We start from the raw sequence: 12,790 nt of genomic DNA, 5'->3' as shown, positions 1-12,790 counted from the left end.
TCTGAGTTCGGCATCTCTGGCAGTAATGAACGATCCGGGCGCAGTTATTACATCGTTGCCGCACCTGCGGCAACCCTGTCAGGAGTGTTAGCGTGATTAGTATATTCGACATGTTCAAGGTGGGGATCGGTCCCTCATCTTCCCATACTGTCGGGCCGATGAAGGCCGGTAAACAGTTCGTCGATGACCTGGTCGAAAAGGGATTGCTTAATGCAGTGACGCGCGTGGCGGTTGACGTCTACGGCTCGCTGTCATTAACCGGCAAAGGCCACCATACGGATATCGCCATTATTATGGGACTGGCGGGCAATCAGCCCGACACGGTCGATATTGACGCGATCCCGGCGTTTATGCGCGACGTTGAAGCGCGCGGACGCCTGCTGCTGGCGAACGGGCAGCATGAAGTCGATTTCCCGCAGAATGACGGCATGCGTTTTCGCAGCGACGACCTGCCGCTGCATGAAAACGGAATGACCATTCATGCCTGGGCCGGCGAGAAAGAAATCTACAGCAAAACGTATTACTCCATCGGCGGCGGGTTTATCGTCGATGAAGAGCATTTCGGTAAAGAGAGCGCCAGCGAGCTGCGCGTCCCCTATCCGTTTAAATCCGCGCAGGAGATGCTGGGCTACTGCAAAGAGACCGGCATGTCGCTCTCCGGGATGGTGAGGCAGAACGAGCTGGCTCTGCACAGCAAAAAAGAGATTGAAGACTATTTTGCCCATATCTGGCAGACCATGCGCGCCTGTATTGAACGCGGTATGAATACCGAGGGCGTACTGCCCGGCCCGCTGCGCGTTCCTCGTCGCGCTCCGGCGCTGCGACGGATGCTGGTTGCCAGCGAAAAACTCTCTAACGATCCCATGAACGTCGTGGACTGGGTCAATATGTTCGCGCTGGCGGTCAATGAAGAGAATGCGGCCGGCGGACGCGTGGTGACGGCCCCCACTAACGGCGCCTGCGGTATCGTGCCGGCGGTCCTGGCCTACTATGACCACTTTATCGAGCCCGTAAGCCCGGATATCTATATTCGTTACTTCCTGGCTTCGGGGGCTATCGGTACGCTGTATAAAATGAACGCCTCCATTTCCGGGGCGGAAGTGGGCTGCCAGGGCGAAGTCGGCGTGGCCTGTTCGATGGCCGCCGCGGGCCTGGCCGAAATCCTCGGCGCCAGCCCTGAGCAGGTCTGCGTGGCGGCGGAAATCGGCATGGAGCATAACCTGGGACTTACCTGTGACCCGGTGGCCGGACAGGTGCAGGTACCGTGCATTGAACGTAACGCCATTGCTTCCGTTAAAGCGATTAACGCCAGCCGGATGGCGATGCGCCGCACCAGCGAGCCGCGCGTCTCGCTCGATAAAGTCATTGAGACCATGTATGAGACAGGTAAAGACATGAACGCCAAATACCGGGAAACGTCGCGCGGCGGCCTGGCTATTAAAGTTCAGTGCGACTAAACACCTGGTGTGCCTGATAGAAATCCTGAAGCAGCAATAGTCTGGTTTACAGGGGACAGATTAAAAGCCACCAAAGGTGGCTTTTAACTTTAATGGATGCTCGATTATAAATAGTACGTTAAGGTTTCTTGTCTGCTGAGACAGGAGCACTTTTCAATTCCGGCGCTATCGCAGGGGCAACCCTGACTGGATGATGGAGCTCATATCCATGTACCAGGCCGATCAGTTTCGGCTCCGAAAATTCCTGACCTAAAAATTCCAGGGCGACGGGCTGAGGCTGCGTATCCTGGGTCATCCCTGCCATAAATGAAATTGCTGGTAGCCCAGAAAACGAACTTAAACCAACATTTTTACGTCCTTCTGTATTTTTACCAATCGGCATATTTAATTCGGTAAGCGTGGGATAGAGTACCGCGTCATACTGTACTTCTCCGTTCATTACCCTGTTCAACTGCGCGCGAATAAAACCCGCTCGTCCCTGAATATTTTTTTTATACACAGGATCGTCATTACGTTTATCACTTAAGCTGTTATAGAGCGTCAGCCACTCTTCCGTAGTCGGCGCGTAACCCCTGCGGGTTAATATCTCATCAAAGCTTCGTGGATGACCATCTTTATCAGAAGACCAACTGGTCAGGTATTCATTTAACCCCTGTTTGATTTCATAACCCGCCAGGCTTTTAAAGCCATTGATGATTTGTTCCTGTTCAGGTAATGAAACAATATCAATCGTTGCTCCGGCATTACGCATCGCCTCTAAAGCACTATCGATAACCTGGTAATAGGTTCGATTATCCTTTGTCCTTTGCGGAAACATGCCGGAAATCAGAGCAATTCTGGCATTTTTTAAACCATCTTTTACTGCTGCATTCATGATTTGCTGTTTACGTTCCGGCGTGGACCAGGCCTCGGTGAACATTAAAATCCGCGCGCAGTCCGAAACTTTCCGACACATCGGGCCAACCGTATCCTGTGTTTTAGAAAGAGGGGCAACGCCAGTAAGCTCAGACAAAGCCCGGCTGGGACGGATACCTGTTAATCCAGCCACTGCGGCGGGTATGCGGATAGACCCACCAGTATCGGTTCCTAGCCCAACCATCGCAAGGCTGGCAGAGACAGCTGTACCAGTCCCGCCGGAAGAGCCGCCGGGACCATTGGTTAAAATATAAGGGTTAAGCGTTTGCCCGCCAGCTGAAGAGAGGCCAAGCATGGCGATAGCAAACTCATCCAGATTTGCTTTGCCCAGAATAATTGCGCCTTGATTAATCAAATTATCAACAACCTTCGCATTAGCAGGTGGCTGACTATTTTTTAAGGCAGACGATCCTAACGAGGTCGGCATATCTTTAGTATTTATATTATCTTTTACCACCAGCGGAACACAGAATAGTGGCTGATGCTTATCTAATTGTTTATCCTTTTCTCTGGCCACAATCAGTGCCTCAGGATTAACGGTAATAAAGCTATTGAGCTTTGGACCATTTTTGTCAAAAGCATCAATACGCTTTAAATAACCTTGCACGACCTCTTCACAGGTAATATCTTTATTATTTAATGATTGATGCAGCTGTTCTATAGTGGCTTCAGACCAGTCAAAAGCGCTGGCACTGGATGAACATAATATCATAATAGCCGAGCCAATCAGCGAAAGTGAAAAATTTCTCATTTTATTGTCCATTTATATATAAACATAAAGCGATTATGAACCTATCCCATTAGACTTTTTTACTTGCACCATTAAGCTAAGGTAGTAACCCCGTATACCGTTTGTACGTTAAAGTTACTGAATACCTTTAGTATGCAAGCTATCTACGCCAATAGCGCCTGCAAGGATAGGCCCTGAACTTATAAAAAGGCTGCAAAATTCTCAGCCATGTTTATCGCCGTAGTTATAACACCAGTTCCCACATGAAGGTGCCAACCGCAATTGAAATGATTAGTGAAAACACGCCCGGTAACCAGAATCGGTATTTTTGTGTCGAGCCAGTAGGATCAATTTCCTCAGCAAAGAGTAAGGTTGGCTGTGCGGGTATAAAGTAATTAACGTTAACAGCCTGAATCATTGCAGCCATAAAACCTGCGGGAACGCCAAGCCCGAGCGCTAACGGATAGATAATTGAAATTATCGCCGTTTGTGACATTACAAATGTAGCGACAACGCCACAAATAATGACAATAAACCACGGAGCAACGGAAACCAGGCTACCTACACTCTGTTCAAGCACGATTGAATTTTCCGGTGATTGAAAAATAGTCGCGCCTAACCAACCTGGGCCGAGTACTGCAATAGCGGCTCCTATTGCGGCGGTAAAAATCTTCGTCTTGTAAATTACCGCAGGGGACATTTTTGTCAGAAAAATAATCGCTGCTGCTGCCAGGAACATAAATATCTGTACCGTTGAGGTTGCTGACATAAAGACTTCTTTGCCATCAACCACGTTGGCCGTGGTTAGCGCATGGAGTAAAGATTCATTAGTACCAAATATCAAAATCAGCGCCACGCTTAGCAAAAAAACTAAGACCGATAATTTTTGTTGGCGTGTGAACACTGGCTCCTTGCCCTTATCCGCCCCATCGCGCACCGCCTCAAACGGTATCGCGCCTTCGGATAAACGCTTTTGATATTCGGGATCTTTATCCAATGGTTTACCGCGAAAAGACATAAATACGCTTAATGCCAGCGTGGAAATTAATGCTGCGGGGAGCGCAATCGTCAAATACTGGCCAAAGGTGTATCCGGCATAACCATTCAAAAAACCAAACGCTACAATAGCGGATGATGCCGCTGGTGAACAGACTAACGCCATATTAGCAGCAGTGACGCAAGTCACCAGCGGGCGCTCAGGGCGAATACCCGCTCTCAGCGCAGTACGCGCGATAATCGGCTCCAGAGAAAGGGTAATATTTGCCGTTCCGATACCAAAAACAAAACCAAAAATAATCAAAGGAGAAACAAAAGTAATAGCCGATGGTTTTTTTTTTCGATTAATTTACCTGCATGATGCACCAAATAATCCAGACCGCCGCTGGCTTCTAGCAACCCTCCCGCAATACCAATCGCTAAAATAATCATTACCGGTATGACCGGCGCTTTTCCGATTGGTATCTGAAAGATAAAAATCATAATAAATAAGCCCAGGATAGAGAGTATTCCTACTCCAAGGGCTCCACCGATCTTCAGACCGTAGATGACAAGTACGGCCATAATTAAAACTTCCAGTATTAGCATTATCATTATTCTTGTTCCCTCAGATAACGTTCAACCAATGCTGTCCAATAAGTACCGCCCCGTAAAATCAGGTCATCATTAAAGTCATAATCAGGCTGATGACAGTTTGGAGTGTTACCATTATTCAATAGTGCATAAGCACCGGGACACGCTTCGAGCATGTAAGCAAAATCTTCACTGTTCATATACGGCTGGAAAGATTGAGGGCACTCCTCTTCGGAAAATACGTCAATCCCGACCTCGCGTGCCAGGTTAGCAGCAAAAGAATCGTTAACTACCGCAGGAGCAATGGATTGCACACATACTTCAGCTTTAGCTCCCATCGCGCTACATACATGCGTGGCAATGCGTTGAATATTTTCGATGATCATCTTCCTGACACTATTATCCATGCTGCGCACACTAAGCAGCATTTGAGCTGTCTCAGGAATGATGTTGTAAGAACCTTCACGACCAGCCAAAAATGAACCCACCGTAACCACGGCGCGATCTTTAGGTGCAGTATTACGTGAAACGATACTCTGTAAGGCCTGGACCACGGTGGCCCCTACAACGACGGGATCGATAGTATTCTGTGGCTCAGCGCCATGGCCACCTCGTCCAGTGATATTGATCGTGACTCGATCGGAAGAAGAAAGCATGGCGCCTGGCTGAACATAAAACATTTTATTATTTTCAGCATTTGGCATGCTGTGCAGGGCAAAAACGTAGTCGCAGGGAAAGCGTTCAAACAAACCATCCCCGATCATCGCAGGGCCCCCGCCCTGTCCTTCTTCTGCCGGCTGGAAAATGACATTCAGCGTACCGTTGAAATTTTTACGCTTAGCCAACAGCCGGGCCCCTGCAAGGAGCATGGTAGTGTTGCCATCGTGACCACAGGAATGGCTGGCGCCTTGAATGGTGCTTGAATAAGGCAAACCAGTATTTTCTTCCATAGGAAGCGCATCCATATCAGCGCGTAAACCGATAGTTTTACTTCCAGAGCCGCACTTTAATTGCCCTACCACACCAGTTTTTCCAATGCCTTTATGAACTTTAAAGCCCCATTCTGTTAAATAATCAGCAACAATATTGCTAGTACGTAAGGTATTGAAACCAATTTCTGGATGTGAATGCAAATCGTGACGGATTTTTTTAAAATCATCAAACCAGTCGTTCAATTCCTGGAACATAGCTATCCTCACTTGAAAATAAAATAAAACATTCCATTTCTTAAATGTTTATTCACCACCGCATGCCGTCCATTAATTTTATTTTTTCTTGATTTTTTACATAAGATGTTATTTTCTTTTTGCTGATACTTTTCCGTTATCAAACAAACGGCCTCATGAAGAAATAAAAAAGCAAAAAAGAAACGCTAACACCCTGAATTATCTATATTTTTCACAAGAAGACATCAGCGGTAACAGGTGACATGAATCACAACCATTCCATTTAAAACTATCATTTATGTGATATAGCTATCATCTGAAGTAATCGAGTTGATAATATAAGGTTATTATATTGTTTTATTGATTGCCTGACGTTATTATTTAACTACTTATCGTCGTTTAAATTTATTGAGATATTTACCTTTGCTTCCAATGTTGATAAAAAACCTTAAGCTGGTAAAAAAGGGAATGTTTGATGTCGGTAAAAATGACTCACCTTAGGGCATTAAAAGAAGTGGCTGAACGAGGCAGTATCCGCGCAGCCAGCCGTTCAATGGGAATTTCACAGCCTGCGCTTACCCGAAGTATTAAAGACCTTGAAAATCAAATGGGCGTCTCGTTGCTGGAGCGGAACTCTCACGGTATTTCGCTAACGGTTTATGGTGAATATTTTCTCAATCATGCCAAGCTGATCCTGAAAGAGCTGGAACTGGCACAAGATGGTATCCGCCAACAGCTAGAAAAATTTAATGGTTCAGTAAGCATTGGCATGGGGGGAAGCGTCGCCCTGAGCATTCTTCCGCAAGTCGCGGCATGGTTCAGAAAAGACTTTCCTGAAGCCAGAATGTATATTTATGAAGAACAGGTAGATGCATTACTAAATAGTTTGCGAAACGGCGAACTGGACTTTTGCATTAATACAGCCAATCCGGAGATGCATAACGGCGAATTCGATTTCGAAGCGTTATTTACACTCGACTACGCTATCTTTGCCCGCAAAGTTCACCCTTTGGTCACAGCATCGACTTTAAATCAGCTTGAAAATCAGAACTGGATATTACCAATAACTCGTTCAGGTTATCATCAAAAAATTCTACATATGCTGAAGGAAAGCGGTTTAAACCCTGAGGTTTCGTTCTATATTAATAATATTTCAGGCGCGATTGAGTTAATGAAAAAAACGGACTGTTTGAGCGTTCTTCCTCGTGTGCTCAATCAAAGCGAGCAGAACGACCATGCCATTGTCCCTCTTAATATTGGTTTGAGTCTTCCTCCCGCCGTTTACTATATTGTTTGCCGGAAAAACAGGCCGTTGCCTCCATTAGTGCAGAAACTTATTCATTTGTTTCGGGTTCAAAGTCAGACCAGAAAGCGAAGCTCTGTAACTTGAGAAACATTGCCAGAATAACTGGCATCACAGGAGAGGTGGTTGATGAATTTAAGGTGAAACCTGATAAGTGCAGATTCTCAACACAGATTCGGTTTAAACAGCGCTAAGGGGAGAACTCTCGAGAGTGGCAAATCGTCTTTGTTGAACGCTTTGCCAGGATTGAACGGCTCATCACCGTCATAAGAACGAAGCACCTGAGCTGATGAATAGATTCTCAGGAGTATAGAGAAATGGTAGTTCGAGACGTCAATCAAGCATCTAAGCGTTTAGCCGAACATACGCGGCAAATTGACTCGATTTTGAGGAAAATGCCCCAAATATGTTCCACAAAGAAAAATCAGTGGCTGGAGGAAGTTGATAAGCCCCTACAGAATTCGAACCTGTGATCCGAGACTTATAATAACGCATATCATTTTTAACTAATTGTATTTACTTAATTAGTATTTACACTGACAAAACAGGCATGTTATGACATATCAGTGACGCTGTTGTGTCACTGATATGTCACCCGTCATCAAACATGACCATCATCCTGCCTCATATCGTTGCTCTCGTGAGTCGCAACGCCGAGCACTTCAACATCATCAAGCGCCTCATCTTCTATTGACTCGCCACCAGCAGTGATAAGCGACTATCCCCACCGACAAAACCCACTCCGCTACCAATCGCAACAGACGCCAGTCAATATGTTCCAGCGCTGAGGTAAAGGTCAGCGTTAACGCGCCGCAGAGTAACTAACATCTTTTTCCGGCCGCCGTCGCTATATGCGATACCAAGGCAACCATAACCACGGAAAACAGTACAGCGCCCAGTGGGGTCTCGCCGCGCCCCCAACTCTGGAATAATTCCAGCCAGTCCGGCCTGGAATGAGGGTTGTTGAACATTTTTATCGTCGCTTACCTCCGACGGTCCGGGGTGTTAGCGGTTTGAAAGAATTAAACCGTCAGACATAACCGAATTGAGGCGGTGAGACCTTCAATCATCTATGAATAATAGATTTGAAATTTGAGAAGATGAAATACTTAGTCAAAGGCATCAGTCTGATGCCTTTTGCTAAATATTATTAACCTATCTGGATATTACCATTTTCGAAAACGTACTGTGTGCCTGCAGAAATGCCGTTCTCACCTTCGCGCGCAATCGTTACTTGCTTAACATCACCATCTTTCCAGCAAAAAACAGTCACAGCACCGACACCAGGAGTGAAAGAGCATTTATTACTGGTAACCACAAGCAACGCGTTTTCACCAGTAATAACTTCCGCATCACTACCAGTACAAATAATGGTGTTATCCGAGCCTTCATCTGAAATCTGGTTTGTCGCACCGGAAGAAATCAGCGTTGAATTTTTCACCACATCACGAGCAATAATCCGGGATGCACTACCTGCTACATAGGCTGTAGATTCATTCAAGCCGTAGTCAGGAACAGAGGGTTCGGTCATATAACTGAGTTCAATTTGTGAATTGTCACCCAATGCACTTGTACGTGACATATTCCCGGCCTTAATATTGCTCTCATAGCCGATGATACTAATAATACCATTTGCACCAGGAATGTAAAAACCGTCCTCACTGCCTGGCTCACCATCAGCGAGAATAATATCATCATACACGGTTGCATAATTCCCGCAGTGAACAATGCGTACAGGCGAGGATTTCCCGACCACAGATGGGAAACCATCGGAAAAGGCCACACCACCGTTACCGATAGTGCCACCAACCATTACTGCACCTTCAATTGGAGCGTTAATATTAGACATATCGATTCCTTTTGTTTTTTGGTTGATAAAACAGGTCTGGCTTAACGGGCTTGAATATATATTAATATATCGATGAGGATTCCCGTGAGCCTGAAAAAGTATCACCCGCCAGGCAGGCGGGTCTTTAATTTGCAGAATAATTATGTAGTACTCAGAGAAGGATACCCACCAGAGTCTCCTTTAACACTGAATATAAAATATTTATTGAAATTAATTTAGCATTTGAGGACTCACATCAATGTGCATCTTTAGTATCAGCTAATTTATAATTCAATCACCTCCCCATTCTCATCAATCTTGTAATATCTTCCAGCTTCAATACCATCTTCCCCCTCATAAATGACTTTAAGACGATTACGCTCACCATCGTGCCACACCACCGAGGCCACACCACGCTCACCGATAGTGAAAGACTCAAGAATACGTGAGGCAAAAATAATACCATTTTCGCCTACTGCAGCTCTAGAATTTTCACCGGTTATGACAACCGTATTATTTGTAGTTTCTGCAATAACCTCGCAATTATCCCCCGTGGCTATTGCGACATTATCATCAGAGTCGCGGGCATAAAGAGTGTTGTTATCACCCGCGACTATTCCAACAGATTTGGTGGCTTCTCCAAGATCAATATAACTATCTACGCCAGCGGTGATTAATAAGTTATCTCTGCCCGGTGGGTTTTTAAATCGGACATTTGAGGAATCACCAAGAGTAAACGCCTTACAACCATTAATACTGTGTTCTTCTTCGTCTTCAGGGCTATAATTAATACCGATAATAATTTGCGATTGCTCACCCATGGCCACAGTGGATGAACCATTGCCCGCCCATATTGTCGACTCTTTCCCAGTCGTAACAAATTCTCCCGGTGACTCATCGGGCATAAATGGTTCATTAGGGTAAGCAACATTATCCCAATAAGTTGGAAGAACATCTCCATATACCAATCCTTTATAACCGGTATGAACAATTTTCGGGAAATTACATTTAGCTGAAACATTCATTTCATCGTAGGGAATAACAATCCATTTATCTTCTTCCAGGTCACCACCAATGACAATTCCTGATTCAAGTAATGGAGGAATCTGAGCCATAATACTACTCCTTTATATCACCAGCCGTGGCTGATTAATTAGTTAACTGATTAAAAAACACCTGACTTGATCCACGCATACTCAACTGATTAAGCAACCTTTCAGCGAAATTAAATACAGATGGTTCTGGTTAGAGTAACCAACATAAAAAATCGAACTGAGAGGGGGAAATACGTGATTTTCAGATACAAAAAAACCCGCTCAGTGGCGGGTTATCTGGAGCGAATCCCCTACAGGCGATATACTCCATGATTTAAATCATACACGACAACTTCGGACAAAATCAAGCTTTTTGTAGCTAAAAAACGAAATATTGTCGACATCGTTTAAAATTTGGTAGCTTGCTGAAATTCCTTATCCGCTTCTCTTTCGCCCTTCCAACAAATATCCACCAGCACATCACAGAACGGTTTCCAGTTACGGGTCCATGTTCTGACATGCAGATCAGGAATCAGCGTCAGTATCGCTTTGTAGGCAGCCGTAGATGGCATCGTTGAAAAGCCCTTTCCTGAACAGCGCTCACAGGTTTTATAAAGCGGAGCCCCGTACTCTTTGGACCGTTTACGGTCCAGCACCTGACCGGAACCACCACAGCGGCAGAGAGCGTTTATCTTCCCTTTGCCATCACAGGCTTCACAACTGGCGCTGATAGTAGTTGTTACCTCTGTCCATTTTTCCCAGTCAGACGGACGAACTGCCCGGGACCTTTTCGCCCAATATGGTGCTTTACCCCACGGGTATGAAACCTTTCGTTGCGTACTGGTGGTCTGCTGCTTCCCGGTACCACCGCAAACTTTACAGGCTCCCGCTGTTTCTGCGGATCGGGAATACTCAGCAAAGGCAAACTGCGCCAGCACAAGACAGCAGCGCCCCAGCGAATCACCAGCAGCTTTACGCACGTTTTTTGGCGCTGTCTCAATGGCATATCTCGCCAGCGTCTGAACCACCAGCTGCTCATCGGTCTTGCTGATGCCTGATTTACCAAAGAACGCCGCCAGCCCGAACCGCGCCCTACTGCTGGTGGCACCAATAGCCACCATAACATCAGCGCCTGTGAGATGATCCGGAGAGGTTCCTTTCACCTCGTCGCTGATATGCATACCTTGCGGGCTGAAATACTTTAATGACGCTTCAAGTTTCATGCTATTTATCCCAGGGTCTGATAGATGCGCACAAAGTTTCTCAGTATTCGATAACCAACCAGAATGGTTCCACGGTGCCGAAAAAGGCGCAGTTTTTGCCAGCGCTCGCGGATGACTTGAATGACTTTCTTGTTCATATGCCTTCCGGCTCCCGTTCAGTAACAACCAGTTCCAGCCTGCCGCCCGGACAAACTGGCATCTTAATTACGCGGTAATCGACAACCTGAGAGTCATCGAGCCCAAACCGGGCCTTTATCAACGCGTCAGAGGCTGCTTTCTGGTGGTTGTCCAGGTCACGTCTGCGCCGGTCTGGCATGTAGTATTCAATACGGACCCGCAGGGACGTGGGTGTGGCGAAATCCAGCATTGTCTGGCAGGTGAGCAGACGGATATTTTCGCGGTAAGCTGCGCCGTGGGCGCTAATATGCGCTCGCATGCGGTTATGCCAGTAATAGCGGTTACCCGCTGTTTATCCATAAACGTCACTGCGCCGGTAACAGATAAACCCTCTGCTCCGGCTCTTTTTACCGTAACCACGCACTTCTCAACGTTTTCAACCGGTTGTTTCTGCAGTTCAACCTGCAGCGCGCCTATGGCGCCATCAGGTAACTTTTTGGTTCGGTCGATCGATACTTCAACGCGCATTTTTCCTCCTCACTCAATCACTGTATGAATATACAGTATTTATACCCCCTGATACTCGATAGCGCAATCTTGAAACGATTATTTGTGATAAAAACCTTATTAATCACCATGTTATTCGTGTAAAGCCGTCCATAGGCGGTTTACCAGACCTGCCAGTTAACCCTCAGGCTTGTATGGTTCGGGTTGTTCGCAGGTTTTTCCTTACCTGGAACAGCCCGCTGATAAGCTATGTTAGCCGCGAAGAACTGGCGTTTATGGGCCAGATAAAACGGGCTGCTTGTCAGCGCATTAAGAGTTTGTGAGGAATAAAATGGCGACGCGATGTACTGGCATTAAAGAAATGTGCAAACTGACTGGCAAGAGTAAGCCGACTCTTTTGAGAATGTATGTGAGAGGGAGGAATTTCCGGCTCCAGAGCGCACACCCAGCGGGATTCTTCCTGGTTGGAGCGAAAGGGTTTACGAGGATTGGGTAGCGAAAGCAAAAAACTTAATACTTGACCCATTCAGGTCGCGTTTTTTTGTGTACTCAGGAGTAACTATTTGATTTTAATGGTACGCCCTACAGGGTTCGAACCTGTGACCTACGGCTTAGAAGGCCGTTGCTCTATCCAGCTGAGCTAAGGGCGCATTGAGAAGCGGGGACTTCATGATATGCAATCGCCGGAATTATACGGTCCACGCCTGATGAGTCAATGTATTTTGCCGCGAAACCGCAGTTGTCGGCGTAACCTGACGGGTTATGCGGCAAAAACCGTATAAAGTTTATCCAACCTTCTGTTTCTGCACGTTAACTTTTCTTCAGTCGCTATGCTCTTTTTTGCTCATCCCGCCGTACGACTAAACCCGTTTTTCAGCCACCGCGACGCCAAAGAAAGATAAAATCTTAAACGAAGACTGACAGCGGGGCTGGCTTCTGAC

The 12,790-nt window shown here is 46.2% G+C and carries 10 protein-coding genes, 1 tRNA gene and 3 pseudogenes; 2 read left to right on the top strand and 12 right to left on the bottom strand.

The window, feature by feature from the left end; all coding sequences use genetic code 11:
* The first annotated feature begins 92 nt into the window (after window positions 1–92).
* Window positions 93–1,457 (top strand): L-serine ammonia-lyase, encoded by a 1,365-nt coding sequence (gene sdaA / locus GJ746_RS06755; RefSeq protein ID WP_154679496.1) that lies wholly within the window; start codon window positions 93–95, stop codon window positions 1,455–1,457.
* 118 nt (window positions 1,458–1,575) lie between these two features.
* Here the strand turns inward: sdaA and GJ746_RS06750 are convergent, their stop codons facing one another.
* The 4 genes from GJ746_RS06750 to GJ746_RS06735 all read right to left on the bottom strand — a co-directional run bounded on the left by GJ746_RS06750 (window position 1,576) and on the right by GJ746_RS06735 (window position 5,858).
* Window positions 1,576–3,123, bottom strand: a complete 1,548-nt coding sequence (locus GJ746_RS06750; protein WP_195908808.1) for an amidase — start codon at window positions 3,121–3,123, stop codon at window positions 1,576–1,578.
* A gap of 223 nt (window positions 3,124–3,346) precedes the next feature.
* Entirely contained in the window at window positions 3,347–4,402 is a 1,056-nt protein-coding gene (locus GJ746_RS06745; protein ID WP_195908807.1) for an anaerobic C4-dicarboxylate transporter family protein, read from the bottom strand.
* A complete protein-coding gene (locus GJ746_RS25495; protein ID WP_195908806.1) occupies window positions 4,399–4,686 on the bottom strand; it encodes an anaerobic C4-dicarboxylate transporter family protein in 288 nt (95 codons plus the stop codon). The genes GJ746_RS06745 and GJ746_RS25495 overlap by 4 nt, the downstream gene beginning before the upstream one ends.
* A 5-nt stretch (window positions 4,687–4,691) precedes the next feature.
* On the bottom strand, window positions 4,692–5,858 hold the full coding sequence (locus tag GJ746_RS06735; RefSeq protein ID WP_154679492.1) for a M20 aminoacylase family protein: 1,167 nt from the start codon (window positions 5,856–5,858) through the stop codon (window positions 4,692–4,694).
* A 454-nt stretch (window positions 5,859–6,312) separates the two neighbouring features.
* Here GJ746_RS06735 and GJ746_RS06730 point away from each other — a divergent pair, with 454 nt between their 5' ends.
* On the top strand, window positions 6,313–7,227 hold the full coding sequence (locus tag GJ746_RS06730) for a LysR substrate-binding domain-containing protein (RefSeq protein WP_154679491.1): 915 nt from the start codon (window positions 6,313–6,315) through the stop codon (window positions 7,225–7,227).
* Between the two features lie 600 nt (window positions 7,228–7,827).
* On the opposite strand, the pseudogene GJ746_RS25355 reads toward GJ746_RS06730, so the two are convergent.
* The 8 genes and pseudogenes from GJ746_RS25355 to GJ746_RS06695 all read right to left on the bottom strand — a co-directional run bounded on the left by GJ746_RS25355 (window position 7,828) and on the right by GJ746_RS06695 (window position 12,499).
* Window positions 7,828–8,111: pseudogene (locus GJ746_RS25355) on the bottom strand (phage holin family protein).
* Window positions 8,112–8,290: 179 nt separating this feature from the next.
* Window positions 8,291–8,989: a hypothetical protein gene (locus tag GJ746_RS06725; protein WP_154679490.1), complete on the bottom strand. Its 699-nt coding sequence runs from the start codon at window positions 8,987–8,989 to the stop codon at window positions 8,291–8,293.
* 263 nt (window positions 8,990–9,252) lie between these two features.
* On the bottom strand, window positions 9,253–10,083 hold the full coding sequence (locus tag GJ746_RS06720) for a hypothetical protein (protein ID WP_154679489.1): 831 nt from the start codon (window positions 10,081–10,083) through the stop codon (window positions 9,253–9,255).
* A gap of 326 nt (window positions 10,084–10,409) precedes the next feature.
* Window positions 10,410–11,225: an antitermination protein gene (locus GJ746_RS06715; RefSeq protein WP_154679488.1), complete on the bottom strand. Its 816-nt coding sequence runs from the start codon at window positions 11,223–11,225 to the stop codon at window positions 10,410–10,412.
* A 5-nt stretch (window positions 11,226–11,230) separates the two neighbouring features.
* Entirely contained in the window at window positions 11,231–11,362 is a 132-nt protein-coding gene (locus GJ746_RS06710; protein WP_154679487.1) for a YlcG family protein, read from the bottom strand.
* Window positions 11,359–11,691: pseudogene (locus GJ746_RS06705) on the bottom strand (RusA family crossover junction endodeoxyribonuclease); the annotation flags it as partial. The pseudogene GJ746_RS06705 and the gene GJ746_RS06710, both read right to left, overlap by 4 nt.
* Before the next feature lie 44 nt (window positions 11,692–11,735).
* Window positions 11,736–11,870 (bottom strand): annotated as a pseudogene (locus tag GJ746_RS06700) (DNA damage-inducible protein I); the annotation flags it as partial.
* Window positions 11,871–12,422: 552 nt separating this feature from the next.
* Window positions 12,423–12,499, bottom strand: a tRNA-Arg gene (locus tag GJ746_RS06695).
* Window positions 12,500–12,790: the final 291 nt, after the last annotated feature.

This window comes from Klebsiella oxytoca (assembly GCF_009707385.1).
Taxonomy (GTDB): domain Bacteria; phylum Pseudomonadota; class Gammaproteobacteria; order Enterobacterales; family Enterobacteriaceae; genus Klebsiella; species Klebsiella oxytoca_C.
Note: the sequence above shows the minus strand (reverse complement) of the source record. Positions and strands in the feature narration are given on the sequence as shown.

Excerpts from the sequence above, each read along its gene's own strand:
- GJ746_RS06730 (WP_154679491.1), top strand. The coding sequence starts at position 6,313 with ATGTCGGTAAAAATGACTCACCTTAGGGCATTAAAAGAAGTGGCTGAA.
- GJ746_RS06720 (WP_154679489.1), bottom strand. The coding sequence starts at position 10,083 with ATGGCTCAGATTCCTCCATTACTTGAATCAGGAATTGTCATTGGTGGT.
- GJ746_RS06725 (WP_154679490.1), bottom strand. The coding sequence starts at position 8,989 with ATGTCTAATATTAACGCTCCAATTGAAGGTGCAGTAATGGTTGGTGGC.
- GJ746_RS06750 (WP_195908808.1), bottom strand. The coding sequence starts at position 3,123 with ATGAGAAATTTTTCACTTTCGCTGATTGGCTCGGCTATTATGATATTA.
- GJ746_RS06735 (WP_154679492.1), bottom strand. The coding sequence starts at position 5,858 with ATGTTCCAGGAATTGAACGACTGGTTTGATGATTTTAAAAAAATCCGT.
- GJ746_RS25495 (WP_195908806.1), bottom strand. The coding sequence starts at position 4,686 with ATGCTAATACTGGAAGTTTTAATTATGGCCGTACTTGTCATCTACGGT.
- GJ746_RS06710 (WP_154679487.1), bottom strand. The coding sequence starts at position 11,362 with ATGAACAAGAAAGTCATTCAAGTCATCCGCGAGCGCTGGCAAAAACTG.
- GJ746_RS06715 (WP_154679488.1), bottom strand. The coding sequence starts at position 11,225 with ATGAAACTTGAAGCGTCATTAAAGTATTTCAGCCCGCAAGGTATGCAT.